Origin of the sequence: Mediterraneibacter torques, from assembly GCF_044591705.1 — a bacterium.
GTDB lineage: Bacteria > Bacillota > Clostridia > Lachnospirales > Lachnospiraceae > Mediterraneibacter > Mediterraneibacter torques.
In genome coordinates, this window is sequence record NZ_CP172594.1 from 2,871,586 (window position 1) to 2,894,582 (window position 22,997).

At 41.9% G+C, this 22,997-nt stretch carries 12 protein-coding genes and 1 pseudogene; all 13 read right to left on the reverse strand.

The features are described 5' to 3' along the window. Positions 1-37 precede the first annotated feature (37 nt). A complete protein-coding gene (locus ACH9UM_RS13295) occupies positions 38-676 on the reverse strand; it encodes a hypothetical protein (protein WP_004847253.1) in 639 nt (212 codons plus the stop codon). Between the two features lie 45 nt (positions 677-721). Next, positions 722-3,193 carry a glycogen/starch/alpha-glucan phosphorylase gene (locus ACH9UM_RS13300; protein WP_009243002.1) on the reverse strand — a complete coding sequence of 824 codons (2,472 nt, stop codon included), beginning with the start codon at positions 3,191-3,193 and terminating at the stop codon, positions 722-724. Between the two features lie 92 nt (positions 3,194-3,285). Then, the gene (ileS, locus tag ACH9UM_RS13305) at positions 3,286-6,435 is read right to left on the reverse strand and encodes an isoleucine--tRNA ligase (RefSeq protein WP_004847257.1); all 3,150 of its coding nucleotides are present in this window, start codon (positions 6,433-6,435) and stop codon (positions 3,286-3,288) included. Between the two features lie 740 nt (positions 6,436-7,175). Next, on the reverse strand, positions 7,176-8,069 hold the full coding sequence (locus ACH9UM_RS13310; protein ID WP_004847260.1) for a hypothetical protein: 894 nt from the start codon (positions 8,067-8,069) through the stop codon (positions 7,176-7,178). Between the two features lie 359 nt (positions 8,070-8,428). Then, complete coding sequence (locus ACH9UM_RS13315) at positions 8,429-9,370, reverse strand: hypothetical protein (RefSeq protein WP_370741804.1); 942 nt, start codon at positions 9,368-9,370, stop codon at positions 8,429-8,431. Between the two features lie 534 nt (positions 9,371-9,904). Further along, positions 9,905-10,734, reverse strand: a pseudogene (locus ACH9UM_RS13320) (transposase); the annotation flags it as partial. Between the two features lie 134 nt (positions 10,735-10,868). Then, positions 10,869-16,607, reverse strand: coding sequence for an endo-alpha-N-acetylgalactosaminidase family protein (locus ACH9UM_RS13325; protein ID WP_400091565.1), 5,739 nt, complete (start codon positions 16,605-16,607; stop codon positions 10,869-10,871). A gap of 315 nt (positions 16,608-16,922) precedes the next feature. Continuing rightward, positions 16,923-17,339, reverse strand: a complete 417-nt coding sequence (locus tag ACH9UM_RS13330; RefSeq protein WP_009242998.1) for a NifB/NifX family molybdenum-iron cluster-binding protein — start codon at positions 17,337-17,339, stop codon at positions 16,923-16,925. An 84-nt stretch (positions 17,340-17,423) separates the two neighbouring features. Continuing rightward, complete coding sequence (locus ACH9UM_RS13335) at positions 17,424-18,968, reverse strand: D-alanyl-D-alanine carboxypeptidase family protein (protein ID WP_009242997.1); 1,545 nt, start codon at positions 18,966-18,968, stop codon at positions 17,424-17,426. Between the two features lie 154 nt (positions 18,969-19,122). Further along, positions 19,123-19,662 carry a rubrerythrin gene (rbr, locus tag ACH9UM_RS13340; RefSeq protein WP_004847609.1) on the reverse strand — a complete coding sequence of 180 codons (540 nt, stop codon included), beginning with the start codon at positions 19,660-19,662 and terminating at the stop codon, positions 19,123-19,125. A gap of 112 nt (positions 19,663-19,774) precedes the next feature. After that, positions 19,775-20,467 (reverse strand): LPXTG cell wall anchor domain-containing protein, encoded by a 693-nt coding sequence (locus ACH9UM_RS13345; RefSeq protein WP_227077111.1) that lies wholly within the window; start codon positions 20,465-20,467, stop codon positions 19,775-19,777. Further along, complete coding sequence (locus tag ACH9UM_RS13350; RefSeq protein ID WP_009242995.1) at positions 20,457-21,365, reverse strand: class C sortase; 909 nt, start codon at positions 21,363-21,365, stop codon at positions 20,457-20,459. The genes ACH9UM_RS13345 and ACH9UM_RS13350 overlap by 11 nt, the downstream gene beginning before the upstream one ends. A gap of 86 nt (positions 21,366-21,451) precedes the next feature. Then, positions 21,452-22,990: a SpaH/EbpB family LPXTG-anchored major pilin gene (locus tag ACH9UM_RS13355; protein WP_004847612.1), complete on the reverse strand. Its 1,539-nt coding sequence runs from the start codon at positions 22,988-22,990 to the stop codon at positions 21,452-21,454. Positions 22,991-22,997 lie beyond the last annotated feature (7 nt).

Consider the following 22,997-nt stretch of genomic DNA (forward strand, 5'->3'; position numbering starts at 1 on the left):
TATCATATGAAGCGCTGTTTTTTTTATAACTTTTGTTTTATCGGACAAACGGTCTCTTTCTCATAATAAACAGGCATATCGCCTCGTATAACGGTACTAACGATGATAATACTGCATGAATAACCGGCATATTTCCTTCCGCGAAGTTTTCATAAATCTGTTTATTCACCAAGACGTTCAAAGCGATCTGAACTGCTCCGAATAAGATCGAAACAATGATCACTACGAAATACATAAAGAAAAACGCAAGTACGCTCATCCCCGCCCCTGTCACATTTTGATTCACCGCACTTCCGGCGAGCGTCATTCCGATGCCAAATACGAGTACCAGTACATAGATGCCGATCGCTCCGCTGTAGATGATCGGAAAAAGCAGTTTCCACAATCCCGGATTTTTGATCGTCGTATTTTTCAGTCGGATCGGACCTGCCATATTCCCGTGGTAATATGTTCTCGCAAAAGGTACAAATGCCATCCATGCATCTTTTTTCCCCATCCGCTTTGCGATCGTATACAGACCGAAAGAATGCAGAAGGTAACTTCCAAGCATAAATACGAGCATTCCTATCATGATCGCAAGCCAAAGCGAAGCGAACACTACGGCAAACATTTCTCCTGCCCTTTCCGGATGATACTGATACTCGTATTCATATGCGTAATCATACATATTTCTCATCTTACTACCTCCTTATCCCTTTTCCGAAAAATCAATCAGATGTTTTTACTCTTCAAGCGGAGCAACATCTACTTTTTCTAATTTCCAAATATCACTTACATATTCTTCGATTGTTCTGTCAGAGGAAAATTTCCCGCTGCATATCGTATTCATCATTGCCATTCTTGACCATCTCTGCTGATCTCTGTAAGCTTCTTCCACTCGTTTCTGAGCCTCTGCATAGGAACGGAAATCTTTCAGAATAAAGTAAGTATCCGCTCTGTCTGTACACTGCGTATTCAACAGAGAATTATACAGATTTTTATACATCTCGTGATCGCCGTTTGCATATGTGCCGTCCATAAGCTGATCGATCACACGTTTTAATTCCCAATCGTTAAAGTAAATATCCGTCGGATTATATCCTCCGTTATTCTCATAATTAATTACTTCTTCTGAACTAAGGCCGAAGATAAACGCATTCTCCGCTCCGACTTCCTGCACAATTTCCACATTCGCTCCGTCCATCGTTCCGAGAGTCGGCGCACCGTTGAGCATAAATTTCATATTACCTGTTCCCGACGCCTCTTTTGACGCCGTGGAGATCTGCTCGCTCACATCGGCTGCCGCAAAAATAATCTCCGCATTTGATACACGATAATCTTCAATAAATACGACTTTCAGTTTTCCGTTAATGCTTCTGTCATTATTTACAACATCAGCTACGGAATTGATCAGTTTGATCGTCTCTTTCGCTCTTAAATATCCCGCCGCCGCTTTCGCTCCGAAAATAAATGTTCTCGGATAAAACGACATCTCAGGATGTTCTTTGATCTGGTTGTACAGATACATAATATGCAGAATATTAAGAAGCTGACGTTTGTACTCATGGAGACGTTTTACCTGAACGTCAAAGATCGAGCGCGGATCAACTTCAATTCCATTATGCTCTTTAATATATTTTGCAAGACGTACTTTGTTCTCGTATTTAATCTGCATAAACTCACGTCTGGCCTTTTCGTCGTCCGCAAACGGTCTGAGCTTTTCAATCTGCGACAGATCTGTGATCCATCCATTTCCGATCTTATCTGTAATCCAGTCTGCCAGAAGCGGGTTTCCGTGTGCGAGGAATCTTCTCTGTGTGATGCCGTTTGTCTTGTTATTAAATTTTTCCGGCATCATCTCATAGAAATCACGGAGCTGCTGTGTTTTCAAGATATCTGTATGCAGCTTCGCAACGCCGTTTACAGAAAATCCCGCGATAATAGCCATATTTGCCATGCGAACCTGACCGTCTCTTAAGATTGCCATTTTCTTTACTTTATGCTCATTTCCCGGATACATCTCATTCACTTTGATCAGGAATCTTCTGTCAATTTCCTGCACGATCTGATAAATACGGGGGAGCAGTCTTGAAAACAGGTCGATCGGCCATTTTTCAAGAGCTTCTGCCATAATTGTATGATTCGTATAAGCACATGTTTTGCTCGTTACTTCCCACGCCTCTTCCCAGCTTAATCCTTCCTGATCGATCAGCAGTCTCATCAGTTCGGGAACCGCAACTGTCGGATGTGTATCGTTCATCTGAATGATTACTTTCTCATGAAGTTTACGAACATCAGAATGCTTTTTCTTATATTTCTCAAGCAGAGCCTGAAGACTTGCGGAGATGAAGAAATACTGCTGTTTCAAACGGAGTTCTTTTCCCGAATAATGATTGTCGTTCGGATAAAGAACGTCAACGATCAATTTCGCAAGATTTTCCTGCTCTACCGCCTTATGGTAATTTCCTCTGTCAAATTCATCAAGCTTAAAATCTGTGATCGCTTTTGCATCCCACACACGCAGTGTGTTTACGACATGATTTCCATATCCTACGATAGGCATATCATACGGAATCGCCAAAACAGACTCATAATTTTCCTGCACAAATTTTGCTTTTCCCGTCTCAGGGTCATTTTCAAACCGGATATTCCCTCCGAAGCGGACTTCTTTTGCATATTCTTCTCTTCTGATCTCGAACGGATTACCTTCTTTGAGCCAGTTATCCGGCACTTCCACCTGATACCCGTCTTTAATCTTCTGTTTAAACATGCCGTAACGATAACGAATGCCGCATCCATAAGCCGGATAATTCAATGTTGCAAGTGAATCAAGGAAACAGGCTGCCAACCGTCCGAGACCTCCGTTTCCAAGCGCTGCATCCGGCTCTTGATCCTCGATTACATTCAGATCGATCTCCATTTCTTCCAGCGCCTCTTTTACCTCTTTATACGCTGTCAGATTGATCAGGTTATTTCCCAATGCACGCCCCATCAAAAACTCCATAGACATGTAATACACAGTCTTTGCATCTGCCTCGTCATACGCTTTCTGTGTTGCGATCCAATCATCGATGATTACGTCTTTCACTGCATAGGATACTGCCTGAAAAATCTGCTGAGGAGTTGCCTCGTCAATCGTTTTTCTGTACAGCGTCTTAATATTTTCTCTTACGGTTTCCTTAAATGTTTCTTTCTCAAATCCTTTATTATGCATTGCTTTATTCCCTTCCTTTTGATATGCCGCGGCGCATCGCATCCTTTATCTTACAAGAACGAATGCGCCCGGATGTGCCGCATATCTTAAAATTATTGTTTCTCAACGCCCATTGTAACTGCTTCTCCGTTGATCTTCCACTCTTTCACATAACCTGCCGGCTCTGCCTTTACAACTTTATCTGCAAGCACTTCCCCGCCGATCTCGTCACTGTGTTCTGCAAAGATCTTTTCCGCTTTCTCACTTCCGTTATACGTTACTTTGATGCGGTCCATAACTTCAAAGTCAGCTTCTTTTCTCATTGTCTGTACTTTACTGATAATTTCTCTGACAAATCCTTCTTCAAGAAGTTCCGGTGTCAGGTTCGTATCAAGAACAACCGTGATTCCATTGTCGTTTTCAGAAACATATCCTTCGATCTGCGCTGTATCGATCAGAAGGTCCTCTTTGAAAAGTGTGATCTCCTGGCCGCTTACATCAAGCTTAAGCGCTCCTGTTTCATTGATCTCATCCATAGCAGAATTTCCGTCTGCATGATCAAGCGCCGCTTTAATTCCCCCTAACATTTTACCATATTTCGGACCTACTGTCTTTAATTGTGGTTTAAAACTATAAGAAGTAAAGTCTCTTACATCATCTGTAAACTTTACATTTTTTACATTCAGCTCATCAGCTACGATATCCTGATAAAATTCAGGCAGATCAAATGCTGCTTTTACGAACATCTGACCGATCGGCTGACGGTTCTTGATGTTCGATGTATTTCTGCAGGCGCGTCCCATAACGACAAGCTTCAGCACATGCTCCATATTCTGCTCAAGCTCTGTGTCGATCTGATCCTCGTTCACTTCCGGGAACATGCACAGATGGATACTCTCCGGCGCATTCTGGTCAACGCTGCGTACAAGATTCTGATAAATCTCTTCTGTCATAAACGGAATCATCGGAGCTGCCGCTTTTGATACCGTAACAAGCGCTGTATATAGTGTCATGTATGCATTGATCTTATCCTGCTCCATTCCTTTCGCCCAGAAACGTTCACGGCTTCTTCTCACATACCAGTTACTCATATCATCTACAAATTCCTGAAGAGCGCGCGCCGCTTCCGGAATACGATAATTTCCGAGGTTTGTATCTACCGTTTTTACCATCGTGTTCATCTTTGACAAAAGCCACTTATCCATAACGGACAGTTTATTATATTCTAATTCATATTTTGTGGCGTCAAACTGATCGATATTTGCATAAAGAACAAAGAAAGCATATGTGTTCCACAGTGTTCCCATGAACTTTCTCTGACCTTCTACTACAGCTTTTCCGTGGAAACGGTTCGGAAGCCACGGAGCGCTGTTCACATAGAAATACCAGCGGATCGCATCTGCACCGTATTTTTCAAGAGCATCAAACGGATCGACTGCATTTCCTTTTGATTTGCTCATTTTCTGTCCGTTCTCATCCTGTACATGACCAAGTACGATTACATTCTTATACGGCGCTTTGTTAAACAGAAGCGTTGAGATCGCAAGCAGGGAATAGAACCATCCTCTCGTCTGGTCTACCGCCTCCGAAATAAAGTCCGCCGGGAACTGTCTTTCAAACAGCTCTTTATTTTCAAACGGATAATGATGCTGTGCAAACGGCATTGATCCGCTGTCAAACCAGCAGTCGATTACTTCCGGAACACGGTGCATCTCTTTTCCACACTTCGGACATTTGATCGTCACCGCATCAATGTACGGACGATGAAGTTCAATGTCATCCGGGCAATTATCGGACATTTCTTTTAATTCCTCAATGCTTCCGACAGAATGCATATGTCCGCACTCGCATTCCCAAATATTAAGCGGCGTTCCCCAGTAACGGTTACGGCTGATACCCCAGTCCTGCACGTTTTCAAGCCAGTCGCCGAAACGTCCTTTTCCGATACTTTCAGGAATCCAGTTGATCGTATTATTATTTGCGATGAGGTCCTCTTTCACGGCAGTCATCTTGATGAACCATGATTCACGTGCATAATAGATCAGCGGTGTGTCGCATCTCCAGCAATGAGGATAACTATGCTCAAATTTCGGTGCATCATAGAGCAGACCTCTGGCATCAAGATCTTTGAGCACTTCCGGATCGGCTTTCTTTACAAACAATCCTGCAAACGGCGTCTCCTCTGCCATATTTCCTTTTTCATCTACAAGCTGAACAAACGGAAGGTCATATTTTCTTCCTACGTTCGCATCGTCTTCACCGAATGCCGGAGCAATATGAACAACGCCTGTACCGTCTGTCAACGTAACATATTCGTCACATACAACGTAAAACGCTTTCTTGTTCTGCTTCTGCGCACAATCTGCCGCGCACTGATAAAGCGGCTCGTATTCTTTTCCTTCCAAATCAGTTCCCTTATATGTCTCAAGCACCTCATACGCTGCTTTTCCTTCTTCTGCAAGTCTTCCAAGCACCGTATCAAGAAGCGCGCACGCCATATAATAAATATTTCCGTCCGCAGCCTTTACTTTCGCATAATCTTCTTTCGGATTTACACAAAGCGCAAGGTTCGACGGCAGCGTCCAGGGAGTTGTCGTCCATGCAAGGATATACGCATCTTCTTCTTTTACTTTGAATCTGACGATCGCAGAACGTTCTTTTACATCTTTGTATCCCTGTGCAACTTCCTGTGCAGAAAGCGGCGTTCCGCAGCGCGGGCAATAAGGAACGATCTTAAATCCTTTGTAAAGAAGCCCTTTATCCCAGATCTGCTTTAACGCCCACCATTCCGACTCTATAAAGGAATTATGATATGTGACATACGGATCGTCCATATCTGCCCAGAAACCTACTGTTCCTGAAAAATCTTCCCACATTCCTTTATATTTCCAAACACTTTCCTTACACTTATCAATGAAAGGTTCTAGTCCATACTCTTCAATCTGGTCTTTCCCGTCAAGTCCGAGCAGCTTTTCCACTTCCAGTTCTACCGGAAGTCCGTGTGTATCCCAACCTGCTTTTCTGGGAACCATACTGCCTTTCATTGTTCGATAACGCGGAATCATATCTTTAATAACACGAGTCAGCACATGACCAATGTGCGGCTTTCCGTTTGCTGTCGGAGGGCCGTCATAAAAAATATAATCCGGACATCCTTCCCGCTCTTCCATACTTTTCTCAAAAATGTGATTGTCGTCCCAAAACTTTTCGATTTGTTTTTCTCGATCGACAAAATTCATGTCTGTAGAAACTTTTTTGTACATGATCTTCTTCCTTTCCTCCTTAATAACAAAAAGCTTCCGTCCTGTAATAGGACGAAAGCTTATTCTCCGTTTTTAACCACCTGTTACAACATACTTGGATCTCACGCCTTGACTGTACGCGACAGAAAACATCTATTTACAGTATAGTACATCTCTTTCTATATCTCTTCTTTTCTGTAGCTTATGCATACGATTCGGATCCGCATATGGTGTCCTGTAACGTCGGACTTACGTCGGCTCTTACTTCTCTGTATTTATTTCAGATGCCGCGGCTCGGAAGTGATATTCAGAATCTGTCTACCGGTATCGGACTTACACCATCCCCGACTCGCTGTAACATTCGATCAGATCTTACTGTCTCCGTCATCGCCTTTTTCATCATATTTTTAATATGTCATATAAAATATTATAAAAAAAATATTAATATTAGTCAAGGTGGTTTTTCCGTAAACTTATTATAATCGTAACAGTTCAGCCACAATTATTTAGAATCAGTATACGAAAAAAAGAACTGTTCTACTAGACTATCCATGCAAAAACTGTTGTTGTATTGTATCGGGTAATTTTGAGGGAATTCCTCAGACCGGTGAAGCTGCCGGTATTTTTCACAGAAAGAATTTCTGTGAGTGGAATTATCATAGCATATCGGTAAATGAGAAACAATGATATATTTATATTTTAATCGACTTCTGACAGAGGAGAAATCAACTCTCTCCTCTGTTCTATGAAGTTATCTTTGATTAATTTATATGGAGATGAAACTGTTCAATCAGATGAGCAATATTTTCTTCTGTATTTTCAAGATCATCTGCAATTTCGGAAATTGTTTTTCCTTTTTCAAGTTTTTTCCGGATGAGAGCACTTTTTTCTTCTATTCGTCCTTCTTCTCTTGCCTCTTCTCTCTGTACTTCGATATCTGTCTCATAGTCGTATTCGTCTAATAACATATTGACAACCTCGCTTCCTTTTCGCATTAAATAATCAGCAAGAATCCCTTTTTCAATGCACTCTTTTATCGCTTTTTTATAAGGCTCTTCCTCCCCGGAGATCTGATAGTTCTGCACGATTTCCATGAACTGGCTGTATTCTTTCAGTACCTGACACTTTTCTAAAATTTCATGATGTTCTTCCGGCCGGATATTGATGACCTTTACTTTTAATTCCAGACTCGGCTCACCGTCTTTTACGATATAGGCATCTGACAGGCGCAGTTCTTTTTCCTTTTCCCACTTTTCTTTTCCGTTATAGAATGTGTAAAATTCCGGTGTCGGAAGGAAAACGATTTTCTTCTTATAACGGCTTCTAGGCGGTACAAGCCTTTCATAAGCACGTCCGATGTACAGCAGACTCCGAAGGGGCATGTTTTCGTTGACCGTAGACTGATGCTCGCCGAATACGATCACTTTTCCTCCTGCGTCAAAAGAAATATCGTTTTGAAAATTCATATAGATCGTATTGTCTACACGGAATCTCCGAATCTTCGTTCCTTCCGGCAACGGCTTATCATGGATTGCATTAAAAAGCGCGATCTCGTTTGCTTCTGCTGATTCATCCTCATAGAACAGATCTACAAAGACACTGTTTTTAATTTCTCTGTTTTCTTTTCCTGCCATAGGCTCTCCTTTCATGTGCATGAACGAATCCTGTAGTACAGACGGGAAAATGCTTTTAAGCTTGCTTTCGCCAAAAGTTTTTCCTCTGAAAAAGAAAACTTTTTCTCTTTTTTAAGACCTTCTCTTAAAAATCAGTATACGAAAAAAAGAACTATTCTACAAGACTATCCACGCAAAAACTGTTGTTGTATTGTATCGGGTAATTTTGAGGGAATTCCTCAGACCGGTGAAGCTGCCGGTATTTTTCACAGAAAGAATTTCTGTGAGTGGAATTATCATAGCATATCGGTAAATGAGAAACAATGATATATTTATATTTTAATCGACTTCTGACAGAGGAGAAATCAACTCTCTCCTCTGTTCTATGAAGTTATCTTTGATTAATTTATATGGAGATGAAACTGTTCAATCAGATGAGCAATATTTTCTTCTGTATCTTCAAGATCATCTGCAATTTCGGAAATTGTTTTTCCTTTTTCAAGTTTTTTCCGGATGAGAGCACTTTTTTCTTCTATTCGTCCTTCTTCTCTTCCCTTCTTCTGCCCTTCTTCTCTTCCCTGCTTTCTTCCTTCTTCTCTTGCCTCTTCTCTCTGTACTTCGATATCTGTCTCATAGTCGTATTCGTCTAATAACATATTGACAACCTCGCTTCCTTTTCGCATTAAATAATCAGCAAGAATCCCTTTTTCAATGCACTCTTTTATCGCTTTTTTATAAGGCTCTTCCTCCCCGGAGATCTGATAGTTCTGCACGATTTCCATGAACTGGCTGTATTCTTTCAGTACCTGACACTTTTCTAAAATTTCATGATGTTCTTCCGGCCGGATATTGATGACCTTTACTTTTAATTCCAGACTCGGCTCACCGTCTTTTACGATATAGGCATCTGACAGGCGCAGTTCTTTTTCCTTTTCCCACTTTTCTTTTCCGTTATAGAATGTGTAAAATTCCGGTGTCGGAAGGAAAACGATTTTCTTCTTATAACGGCTTCTAGGCGGTACAAGCCTTTCATAAGCACGTCCGATGTACAGCAGACTCCGAAGGGGCATGTTTTCGTTGACCGTAGACTGATGCTCGCCGAATATGATCACTTTTCCTCCTGCGTCAAAAGAAATATCGTTTTGAAAATTCATATAGATCGTATTGTCTACACGGAATCTCCGAATCTTCGTTCCTTCCGGCAACGGCTTATCATGGATTGCATTAAAAAGCGCGATCTCGTTTGCTTCTGCTGATTCATCCTCATAGAACAGATCTACAAAGACACTGTTTTTAATTTCTCTGTTTTCTTTTCCTGCCATAGGCTCTCCTTTCATGTGCATGAACGAACCCTGTAGTACAGGCGGGAAAATGCTTTTAAGCTTGCTGCTTTTAGGTTTACTTTCGCCAAAAGTTTTTCCTCTGAAAAAGAAAACTTTTCCCTTTTTAAGACCTTCTCTTAAAAATCAGTATACGAAAAAAAGAACTGTTCTACAAGACTATCCACGCAAAAACTGTTGTTGTATTGTATCGGGTAATTTTGAGGGAATTCCTCAGACCGGCGAAACTGCCGGTATCTTTCACAGAAAGAATTTCTGTGAGTAGACTTACTATAGCATATCTATCCTCTAAAAACAATAATATTTTTCATCCACTCCATTTAGAAAAAACACTGAAACAAAAAGTGGATTTTAGCCTTCACTCATTAAAAAACATAGGAGCACGGGAACTGCAAAAAGGGGCTGTCGCTTTAACGATTAGTAAATCGTGAAGCGGCAGCTTCCTTTTTCTCGATTTTCTCTATATAATTGCGCTGTGTCTATTGAAACGATAGTTTTTTTCGTAAAAAAGCCGTACTTTAACACAATCCAAAACTGGGTATCTGTAGGCTGCGGTCCGACTGTCAGCCATACAATGTATTCAGAGTCAACTCCATGCTGTAAATTAAATACTGGTTTCAACTGTCCATTTCCCATTGCATCTTCTTTCATCCGCATAAAGGTTGCATCTGGATCTGTTTTAGAATAACTGTTCCTTTTTCCACAAATATGCAGTTTTTTTGTATATCCTTTTAAACGGTCCAGATAGTCTTCTAATGTTTCGATATTCTTTTGCAGCCGAGTTTTTCGTTTCCCGATACCATGTACAAATACAATGTTTTCTTCCTGTTTTAATGCATACAGCTTTTTTCGCAGCCGTTTTACATGTTTCATTTTAACAGTATCACCGTAAACAATCTGAATACCGTAAAGCTGTTCGCATTCTGCAATAAGATCTGCGATTTTAATCAATAACTTCTCCTGATTTTTTGTTACTGCTTTTTTCCACACAAATGTGTATTTATTCGCACAGGTTTCGATTTTTGTGCCGTCTATAAAAATCGATTCTCCGGAAATTTCTCCAAGCTCATAAAGAAGATTAGACATTTCAGCGAGAATCCGTTTCGCACACGGTGCAAAATGAATACTGCGAAAACGAGCAAAAGTGGCATAATCAGGAACTGGTTTACCTTCTAAAAGATACATAAAGTTAATATCCCGTTTACAGTTTAATTCCATAGCCTCCACAAACTGACTCAGCAACCGCACAGAATCGTCTACCGGAATAATTGTTTCTAAGTTTAGGTTTCTAAGTTTAAAGGGAGTTTTAGTTGATATCCCTCCTCATTTAAAGTATAATTCTTGTGTAATAATATAGGGGTTTGCATACTTATATTTTACACCAACAGCCAGACTTTTCAAAGCCTGGCTGTAATTTTTTGTATAGAAAAGAGGCCGCGCACTAATTACTTAGTGCGACAGCCCCTTTTTTTCGACATTTCAACTTTTTGAAGTGTCTATTTTATTTTCTTTTTTTTACTCTGATTACAGAAACGCCCGCAAACATTGCCACTGCTATGAACATCATCATAAATGGTACTGCAAATGGTGTTGCGTCTCCTGTCTGAACAGTTCCCGGTTTCACTTCCGGCGTTGTCGGTGTTTCCGGTGTCTTTCCTTCTTTCGTCGTCGCTTTCACAGATGCTGCCGCTGATTTATTTCCTGCTGCATCATATGCTACAACTTCGATCGTGTACTCTGTCTTCGGAGTAAGTTTTGCGATCTCTGCTGTAAGAACATCGTCTTTTACTGTTCCGATTGACTTGCCGTTTACAAAGATTTCGTATCCTGTCACTCCTACGTTGTCTTTAGATGCTTTCCATTCAATCTTCACTGTTGTATCAGTTTTATCTGTTACTTTCAGATCAGATGGTTTTGTCGGAGCTTCTTTATCTTCTTCCGGCTTCGGATCTGGTTTCTGCTCTTCTTTCGTCGTCGCTTTCACAGATGCTTTCTCTGATTTATTTCCTGCTGCATCAAATGCTTCTACTTCGATCGTATACTCTGTACCCGCTTTCAGATCTTTCAGCTCTGCTGTAAGAACATCACCTTTTACTGTTTCAGCAAGTTTTCCGTCTGCATATACGTTATATCCTGTTACTTCTACGTTATCTGTAGATGCTTTCCACTCAACTTTCACAGTTGTCGTGGTTGTCTCTGTTTCTTTCAGATCAGACGGTTTTGTCGGAGCTTCTTTATCTTCTTCCGGCTTCGGCGAAGTTGCAAGAAGCGCTTTTCTTGCATCCTCTAAGTCTTTCTCTGCTTTATCTACTGCTGCCTGATCTGTCGGATTTTCAAGAACTTTCTGCGCAGCCGCGTATGCAGCTTCAAATGCAGCTTTTTCTTTTCCATCTTCAAATGCGTCTAATACAACTTTGTCTGCATTGTTTAATTCTGCTTCCAATTTTGTTGTATCAACTTCGCCTGATTTCACCGGAGTGATCTTCAGGTTATCAAGAATGAGGTCTTGCTGTCCGTAAGCTCCTCCCGGCTGTTTTGCACCGTTTGCATAAATACCGAACCATGTCTGTCCGCTCTCGCTTCCGGTAACCGTAAACTCATGATGACTTGCTTTACCTGTTCCTGCCGTTGCCGCAAGGTAATCATTATCTGTTGCGTTGTTAAAACTCTCTCCATCTCCAAGCACAACCGCATATGCAGATGATCCTGCCTCATAATCGAATTCTACTTTATATGTCTTTCCTGCTTCAAATCGGAAGTTCTGCGGAATCGTATGATACAAAAGACCTGTTCTTCCCGAACCGCTTCCACTGTCGCAGTGCTGTTTCAGCGACCATTCGCCCTCAATTACATCATTGATCACATAACCGCCCCAGCCGACAGATGTATATTTTCCGTTATCCTGAGACAGATGAAGCTGTCCGTCGCCGCCTCTTTGTGCCGGTCCTAAAACAAACGGATAATATCCTGATGTTACGGATTCAAAATCCTGCTCGAAAGAACCGTCTTCTTTATAGTTTTCAATCTTCTTGTCGATAATTCTGATATCGTCAAAGTATGTTGCTCCATCACCTGCCGCACGGCTGATCGTCAATGTTGCAGTTTCTTTTTCCGCTGTAAACGGAACGTAAACTCTCTGCATATAGGAAGCTTCATTGCCGCCTGCATGTTTCTGATCACTTGCCACATAGTTCTGAGCGATTGATTTCGTCGTATATGCAGACTCTTTGATCGTTCCTGCATTTACTTCTACCGTCGCTTTACTGTCGCTTCTGTTATCAACATAAACTTCTGCAACATAATCTTTGCCTGCTTTGAGCCCTGTCAGTTTTGTGCTGACTGCAACGTCTTCTGCCGGGCTTTCGATTGTCAGACGCTGATCGCCTGTCCATGCTTTTGTAACTTTTACGGCATCGTTGTCTGCTCCGCTCCAAACGTCTGCATCCACTTTGTCGCCGTCTGCATAAGAGTTGAATCCCGGATCTTTCACTGATGTCGTCTCACCGAAGTTAACTGTATCGGCTGTCGGCATTTCTTTTCCGTCAGTCACGATTACGTAAGCTGTTTTTGCTTTTGCTTCAAGCGTGATCTGTCCGTTTGAAACCGGAACCGCGATCGCTTCTCCACGTCCCTGATCTGACAGCTCATACATTGTAAGATTTCCTGTAAATCCGTCCGGCACATTCCATGTAGATGTTCCGCCTTCCAGATTGTAGTGATACAGTTTCGTCTCTTTCGTGTCGCTATCTGTCCACGGAAGCAGATAATAGAAATGATCGTTTGTCGCACTTAAAACTGTTTTATCATTCAATGTGATCTCGCGTTCGATGATCTCATCAGATCTTTGTGCTTCATTTCTTGTTACAACTACTTTATCATCACCATTTTTCAGTGTGATCTGTTTTTCCTGGTTTCCGACCGGTGACTCGCCTTCTGCGTAGTTCTCCCAATCGATTACCTGATAGTGCTGAAGGAATTTTGTCGGAAGGTTTTCGGCAAATGTCAGGTACAGATAATTATTGAAATCCTGATCTCCGCCCCATCCTTCAAATCCTTCCAGTTTATATCCGCCGAGAAGCGGGTTGTCAGCCGCTCCGCCATGTCCTACCCAGTTAAGAACCTGTACGTCTCTCATGTCGTTTCTGAGGAAACGGATGATGTCACTGTTCAAACCTTTTGTAGCTGATCCGCCGTATGGTCCTTCTGTTGCCCAGTGTGACCACGTGGAATCATACTCGCCTTCGTACGGGAACTCTGTGGAGAATCTCCATCCGAGAGAGTTAATCTCTTCTGCGATTCTTCTTGTCTCCCACGCATTCTGATACCATACGTCAAGATAGATGAAGTCCATATTGTCGGCGCCTGCTTTTTTCACTGCTGCCGCAATCTCATCCGCCGATGCAAGTGTTCCCTGTGAATCTTTTACATATTCGCCTTTATCCCAGTCGAGACTTAAAAGGTTCGTATTGTTAATTCTGTCAAATAACTGTGCAAATCTCTTATATCTTGCCTGTGTTCCTAAATCCCAGATCTTATTGATCACGCGGGACTGGTCAAGCCATCCCCATCCGCCCTGCTGCGATCCCATGATCATATCATCGTTGAAAGATCTCGCTTCCGGATAAGCTTCCTGTGCATTGACATGGATACCGATTTCTGTATCATACTCATGCGCAACGTCAAGAAGATCTCTGAAATCATCCACGCCGCCTTCTCTTTCGGAGATATCCGCATACTCGGAGTTCGCAGAGTCGTGACCTTCATTTCCGTAACCTTTCAGCATAACAGCCTGCGGAAGTCCGTCTGTTGCCAAAGCAACTTTCTTGATATTGTCCGCTGTCACCGAATACGGGTTTGTTACAGCGCTTCCGAAGTTCATAACGATTCTGTAGTTTACAAGGTCTTTCACATCCTCTGATCCATACGGAACATTGATGATGTCACGATAAGCAACTGCGGCATCCTGCCAGTCGATCGTCTTGTCTTCGTTCATATCCTCTGCGATACAAACTTTTGCATATGGAAGTTCACTAAGCGGGTAGTCATATGTAGCTGCCTGTGCCTGTCCGCCTTTATCTCCCGCCTCGTAATACCACTGAGCGCTTGTAAGGCTCATTGTGTCAGCTCCGCTGTTCATGATGACTCTCAGATCGTCTTCTGCCTCTGAGTTGCTGAACAGACCTGCGCTTAAATTCTTGTTTGTCAGGAATCCGTATACATATCCTACAGATTTCTGCGCTACGAATCCATCGTCAAATGTAATAAACTTATCTCCGCTCTTCTTTGTATCCGTGCTCTTAACAGCGCCTGCAAATGAAGCGTTTTCTTCTACCTGATCTACAGACAGAAGATTCAACTGCGGAATGTCGATAGAAGCAATCTTATCCGTTCCTTCTTTGCGGTCGATCTTTGTGATCTCCCATGTAAGATCATTGTCTTTTACACTGATCTCGACCGTCATGTTCATATTGATATTAATTTTTGTTTCTTCATCTTCACCTTCATATTTGAGGGTCATTTCATAAGAAGCTTTCGCCCCTTCAATCTTAGCCTTCACTTCAGGAGTGATCTCCTTGCCGTTGATCACAACTGTATTCACCTTTGCAAGATCTGATTCGTTTCCACGGAAGTAAACGTCATCTTTTCCTTTTACTTCATATCTTGCAACAACCGGGAAGTTCGGTCCTACATACACTTTCATGTAATCAGACTCGATGGATTTATAATTCTTAAGGTCGATCGGCGTTTTCTCGGAAAGTGTAAAGTTAAATACATTTTCTCCTTCCGCCGCATCCTGAACTTCAACCTCTTGTGTTATTGCTTCGTATCCCGGACAACTTGCCGCAGCTGTATAAGTTCCCACTTCAACATCTTCGATCTGATAAGCTCCGTTATCATCTGTTTTTGCTGATTTTGAACCAAAACGAACCGTTGCGCCTTTTAATGCCGCTCCTCCGTCTTTTGCCGTTACAGTTCCGGAAACAGTTGCGAGATTGATATATTCTGAAGACTGTGACTGTCCGTCTCTGTCTTTTGCAAATTCCCATGTATCTTCCATACATGCAGTCTCATTTACTTTCGCATCTGCAAATTTCAAAGACTGGTTTGCCGTTTTCACCATCACGCCCGGATGACCTTTTCCTGCGTTTGTTTCCAGCCAGTTTCCTGCGTTCTGATTGTTCGTTGTTCCGCTGATTCCGTTGACTGTAACTGTCAGAGCTTCCCTGCTCATCGTAACAGAGAACGTCATCTCTTTTCCGTTTTCCGGAGTCTCGAAATCTCCGTTCAAACTTCCGTATGAGCCTGAGCCGTTCTGCCAGTACCACTTGGAAGATGAATCATATCCGATATACAGGAAATCATTATCATTTACATATGAATAGAAGAAACCGAAGTTTCCGCTGTTGATCGGTGTAAATGACAGACTAAATACGTCTGCCGGCTTGATCGTGCGATCTTTGTCAAGCAGAAGCGCCGGTCCTGTTGCTCCCGCATAGCTATGTCCTCCGCCGTTCTGAGAGCCTGTCCGGATCGTGATCCATTTACGTCCTGCCGGAACTGTTTCTTCGTACTGTGCCGCCGGATCCCATTCCTGACCTGCAAGATTATCTTTATACAATTTCCATGTATTGAGATCCTCTTTTGTCTCTCCTACAACAACATCATTAAAATAAACGTCTGTGTATGCATCTCCGAATGTCGCGCCTCCGACTCCGACTTTACCCTGAACGTCTTTAAGAGCGACAAAGTTCGCCTCCGTTACAGTTGCCTTTGTTCCATTGACGTCAATTTCAAGGCCATTATCTTTATAGCTTAACTTAATTTCTGCCAACTGACCTTTTTCAAGTCTCGGAAGAGCAAGCGTATCATTCTGCCAAGCCTCGTTTCCGTCCTTTTTGTACTGCCACTTCCAGCTTCCGACATCATACATCAGAAAAGCCCAGTTATTGTCATCTTTATATTTTGTGACAATACGAAGCCTTGTTTTGTCTACGTCGCTGTTAATGCGAAGTTTCAAACTATATGCCTGATTTGTATAATCAGCTTTTTCTGACAAAACAAATGCTTCAGGTGTAGCGCTTCCGAAATGTCCGTTTGCATTACCGCTTCCGGATTTCAGATGTCCCATCGTGACCGGCTCTGCCTTGACAGATAATGCCGGAGCAGCGCCGAGCACTGTCGTCACTACCATCACGAGCATAAGTAAAGCTGCAGTTACTTTGTTCCACTTCTTTTTCATTATCCTCTTTTCCTTTCTTTAAATTTTAATATTAGCTCCTTCAGGACATAGAAAGAGCATCCTATCTTATATATCATAACTCTTTCACTTTTTTCAGTATTTACACTTTTTATCTTTAATGTTGATCTTTTGTTTGTTTTATTTATTTGTACTCATTTTTCACCTCGATTTTTGTATGTATTGCACAATATATTACCTCTCAATTTGTAACTATATCACATATTTCTTCTGTTCTTTATACAACAAGAGGGAGCTTCCCTCTAATATCTCAGTGAAAAACTCCCTCTTGTAATGTCCTTATTGATCTTAATGTATCTAATGTCCGCAATGTCCGCCGCAGGAATCGTGACCTTCTCCGTGTCCTCCACAGTTTTCATGATCGCCATGATGATCTTCTCCGTGATGGTCGCACATTACGTCAGGATTATATGAAAGGTTTCCTTCAATCAGCGCCTGAACCGCACTATCCGCAGAACCTGAAACTCCTCCATACAGTTTGATACCAGCCTCTGCAAGTGCGTTCTGCGCTCCTGCGCCGATTCCTCCGCAGATAAGAACCTCTACGCCTCTTTCCCGTAAAAATCCTGCCAAAGCTCCATGACCGCTTCCGTTCGTGGGAACAACTTCCGATGATTTCACTTCGCCGCCTTCAACTTCATAAAGCTTAAAAGCTTCCGAATGTCCGAAATGCTGAAAAACCTCTCCGTTTTCATAAGTTACTGCTACTTTCATTTTATTCATCCTCTTTCTTTATAATATAACCTTTTTCATAAGCGTAATGATTCCGCCGTGACATAGCGAATACTGTAAATTTATTTATCTGTACCGCCCTTCTCTGTCTCGCCTGCGATAACTTCCGCTTCTTCTGTCGTCTACCTGACGGTTTCTTATTTGGGTATTTTTTCTCCTGCCGGCACTGCTCTGTCGTCGGAAAGCATTTTCTCCCGTCTGCTCTGTATTTGACCGCCGGCGCTCTAATGCCTTTTTGCGTTTTCTTGCAAGCTGTCTTGCTCTCCTTCGTTTCACTTGCCGATATTTCAGCAGACTGAAAAGAACTGCCAACAAAATGATTACCAAAAGAACTACCGCTATTAACAGCTTTACATATATAGGCATCTCTGTTTTTTCTTCTTTATCCGTACTTTTCTTCCCGACGGATTTCATTTCCGGCTCAATATTATACCCTGTTTCTTCCTTAATATAATCCGCCGTCAGTTTCACTTCTACAGTTCCGACATTTTGACCTTTGTATAAATAGGTCAGCTTTCCGGCGGCATTTTGCCTGTCAGTAATCGTAATCTCATGCTCCAGAGATGAAACGTCAATTCCTTTCGGCAGAACAACATATGCATCTTCCGTTTTAAACTTCCTGACGCCATCGGGCTTGTCGTGTTCATTCAAAAACACTTTGGAAAAATTCGCATATACATAATCAAACATCGCCCTTGTATCTACATACACATCTCCCTGATCTTCCAAGACAACCGCAACAAGCTGCATATCTGCATTATCTGCCATAGTCACAAGAGTCGTTTTTGCCTGATCCGTATATCCGGTCTTGCCGCCCGTACAATAATCATAAGAATAATGTGCCCCTACCCAAAGCATCTTGTGATTCTGTTGGAACGTTCTGGATTCATTCACAAGGTTTGTAGGCGGAATCGTATAATTTAAAGTCTGAGTTACTTCCCGAAACTTGTCAAACTGATAGACTGCCGATCCGATCAACGCCATGTCATGCGCCGTCGTATAATGGTTTTCATCATGCAGACCATTTGCATTCGTCCAATGAGATCCCGTACATCCAAGTTCCTCGCAACGTTCATTCATTTTCTGGATAAACGTCTCAAAACCTCCGCCCATCTTTTTGCCGACACTTTCTGCGATTGCATAAGACACCTCATTGGCAGATGCAAGCAGCATACCGTACAGCGCATCGTTCATACTGAGTATTTCTCCCGGTCTCATCCCGATACTCGCATCTCCGTATTCCAGAAACGAAACGCTGTCTTCGGAAAAATAAACTTCGTCATCCGGATCCGCATTTTCCAACGCCACAAGCGCTGTCAACAGTTTTGTAATGCTTGCCGGATAATGCTTATCGTTTATTTTTTTCCCGTATAAAATCGCCCCGCTGTTCATCTCCATAACAATCGCCGAATTTGCATATACATGCGGTCCCTGCGGCCAGTTTTCCAAACCGTTTGTCTCAGGAACGGCATCATATGCCGCCTGTTTCTGCACCGCGATCGGGTCAACTACATCTTCTGCGTGTACGGCTCTTGACGGAATCAATGCTGTGCCGATCACACAGACTGCTGCCAGCACTGCCGAACATATACGGTTTCTATATTCCCTCATTATAACCCTCCACATCGATATAACCCTTCAGATTATTTTTCTCTAATAATTTATTATAACGATATTCTTTTTGTTTTACAAGTTTTAGATTTTCCGAAGTATTTTCATCCGCTTCCAGAAGGGATGTCAATTTTCATGGATGGGTTTCAGCATTTTAATAGTTCTCTGCATGTATTTCAAAATAACTTCTCGGATGCGCACAGGTCGGACAGATCTCCGGCGCCGCAGTTCCTACTACAATATGTCCGCAGTTTCTGCATTCCCACACTTTCACTTCACTTTTTTCAAATACTGATGCCGTCTCTACATTTTTCAGCAGCGCTCTGTATCTCTCTTCGTGGTGCTTTTCGATCTCCGCCACAAGACGGAATTTTTGAGCAAGTTCCGGAAATCCTTCTCTCTCGGCAGTTTCCGCAAAACCGGCATACATTTCTGTCCATTCATAGTTCTCGCCTTCTGCCGCCGCTTTCAAGTTATCTGCCGTATCTCCGATCCCGTTCAATTCTTTAAACCACATTTTTGCATGTTCTTTCTCGTTATCCGCCGTATCCCGAAACAACGCGGCAATCTGTTCATACCCTTCTTTTTTCGCCACAGACGCAAAATACGTGTATTTATTGCGCGCCTCCGACTCTCCCGAGAAAGCGTTTCTTAAGTTTTTTTCCGTCTCTGTTCCTGCATATTTACTTCCCATGTTATTCACCCTTTCTGCTCCTCTCAAAAGAAACAGCCTTTCCTTTTTTATATCCTATTATAACACAGTCAGCTTATATTAAACAATTAACATTCAAATGCCGGATATTATGTCAGTCCTTCCTGTATATTCTTCTTTTTCTACATAGAATTATAAACGCTCCCGAACTGAATATCAGTAAAAGCAATGACAAAGCCGCCGAGCTTGTATCTCCTGTTTTCGCTCCTTCCGTCTTCTCCGTTTCCGTATTTTTATCCGGCATTTCAGGATGCTGCGGCGCTTCCGTGATCCACTCGCTTTTTGGTTTCGTTACAACATCCCATATATAGCTGCCGTCTATTTCTTCCGGAATACTGATCAGATACGGCGATGCCTGATAACTGCCCTGCTTCTCATCGGTCCACACCTTTGTCTGGGCAATCAAATACAATCCCTGTTCTAATCCGCCGATCATTGCGATTCCATTCTCGTCCGTTTTCAAAGCGTTTCCCTGTATACTTTGCCGAACCGCATAGTTGTATAACTGCTTTGCCTGTTCGTTTTTTTCAGAAGATTCGATTCCTTCCAGAGAAACTCCCGCATTACCGAAATCTCCTGCAAGCGTCCACTTTCCATCCTCCATCTTTCCGACAAAAAAAACAGAAAAATCCGCATTCGCAAATACAACCTCTTCATTTTCCTGTGTCCTTCCATGATATTCAATCTGGATAGAGCCTACATTTTCCGCCCTGCAGGATAAACTTGGAATCAGTATTCCGAATACAGTCAAACAACCTACAAGAATATTTTTCCATCTATTTTTCATTTGAAACATGATCTTCCCTCCGTGTTTTTTCTCTCTTTTTCTTTCTCTTTTTCACATACGCAGCAACACCGCAAAAGAACAAAATAAGAAACAAAATGAAAAGTCCTATAAATAAAACTTTCATCTGGAACGGTAATCCTATTGCGATTTTTTCATCCGGAACTTTTTCCACTGCCTCTTCATAAGGAATCCTATACCCCCTTACAAGAAGCCTGTGTGTATTCACCGCATAGGGTGTACAAGTAACTAATGTAACATAATCTTTTCCCGGTACGATCGTAAGCTCCTTTGTATTTTCCGGCAGCACAGTAAGTATCTGATCCACTTGATAGGCAAATGTTTCACCGAGAACTTTAATATAGAAGATATCTCCTTTTTCCAAATTATCCAGATCCGTAAACAACAACTTAGAAGGAAGTCCCCGATGCCCGGTTAAAACTGCATGGGTACTTTCCCCGCCTATCGGTAAAGACGTCCCCTCAAAATGGCCTACCCCCGACTGAAGCACCTTTTCTTCTGTTCCGTGATAAATCGGAAGTTCTGCATTAATCTTAGGAATACGGATATATCCGATCATTCCCGACCCGTTTACATTTAACAGGCTTTGATATCTCTCGTCTACCTCTTTCTTTATAGATGAAAAAGGATCTAATAACTCAATATTTCCCAAAAGCTCTTCGTTATACTGTCTTGCTGCCTCGAGCATTTCACGCTTGTCACTTTCGCTTAACCGCACTGCGTTTTCATCATAAGCCGAAATCACTTTTGAGCCGTTCTTTTCATAAAGATAGTTGCTGACTGTCGGATATAACAGTACGGAGAATGCAATAATCAATCCTATCACGCGAAAAATATCCCCAATATAAAATTGTTTTTTCTCTGTCTTTTTTCTGCGCATCTTTATTTCATTCTCCCTGCTGTTATAACGAATGGGAAGACTGCCCGAAGGCAGCCCTCTCATCCATATGTCTGAATTATAAATGATTAAGCACGTTTTCTTCTGCTGATCACGAAGCTTACCGCAATACCGAGAATCATCACAACTGCAATCACTGTGAAAATTACAGTACCCATTCCACCTGTTTCCGGAAGAAGTGTTCCTGTAGTATTCTCAATGTCGATGATTTTATCATCCACCACCCCATCATTTTGCTTGATTGTCCAGTCATCCACATTCGTAGTATCAGATTTTGTAATTGTAATTTTAACCGGAGCTGTCAACTTGTTGTAACCGTCCGGAGCCTGTGTCTCCACTAACCAGTAGCTTCCTTCCGCAAGACCGTTTAACTTTAAGTTCATTCCTGTGCCTACTGTTGTCCCGTCACCGATAGATTCCATATCGTACATCTTATTATCGCCGACCTGTACCGGGTCTACTGTGTAAGTACCGTTAGAACCTGTAACTGCGATTGCATTCTGATTATTGTTTGCATCCTCTTCGCTTCTATAAAGACGGAATATTGCACCCGCAAGGTAGCTATTCTGCTGATCTTTGATTAATTTGTGAATCTGTACCGGATAAGTTGGTGTTGTTACTACGTCCGGTGTTGTTGTAGTTATGTTATCCGGATCGTTACCATACTCTAAGTGAGCGCTGTTGTTTGTCTGTACTACGGCATCAGCATTAACTTTTGCATAGTAAGTAACTGTAAAAGTCTTTCCTTTATGTGTCTGATTCTCTCTAATCCACTGTGATAAATCCAATGTCATCTTTCTGGCATTATCCGGATCAATATCTGCTTCTTTTATTACTGAGTCTTGCTCTCCTTCAATCTGAACGGATACCTCATATTTTTTTTCTGTTGGCAGTTTCCCCATTGTATCTTCTACAAAATCAAGACCTTCTGTCAATGTATCGTGGATTTTATATGTATACTGCGCATATCCTGTTGTATCCGGAATTGTTCCTGTAATTGTATAAGTTACAACCTGTCCAATTTCAACTGTTGTTTTGTCTGCCTCTTTTTCAATGCTCGGCGCTTTACCTTTTAAAGTAATTGTTTTGCTATCTTTATCCACAGATACGAGAGATGACTGAATCTCCTTTGTTCCTGTCTGATATACAAGATAATAACCGTATGCTAAATTATTGAATGTATAACTCTTCTCTGCACTTGTAATTTTTCCGGAAGTTCCAGTTTCTGCCGTTCCTGCTTTCAATGCAGCTGCTGTAAAGTCATTTGCGAATTTCTGAATTCCTGAAGGATTTTCCTTATACTCAGCAAGTTTGTTATATAATTGTTCACTTGTTGCTTCCTTCGATAATCCTAAAGCTGTTGCGATTGCATTTTTATAGTCCGCATTGACTGTATAAGCATAATGTGTATCGCTTACACTCAAATCAAAGAGCTTATAGACTTTAATTGTCTGACCCTTTAACGTGTTTCCTTCATTGACGTTTACTGTCAAATTTCCTGTTTTTATTCTGTCTGCGGCAAAAGCAGTTGTTGCCATTGCCAGTGTCATGATGGCTGCTAAACACAATGCCATCATCTTTTTGATTGAGTTTTTTACTTTTCTCATTCTTTGT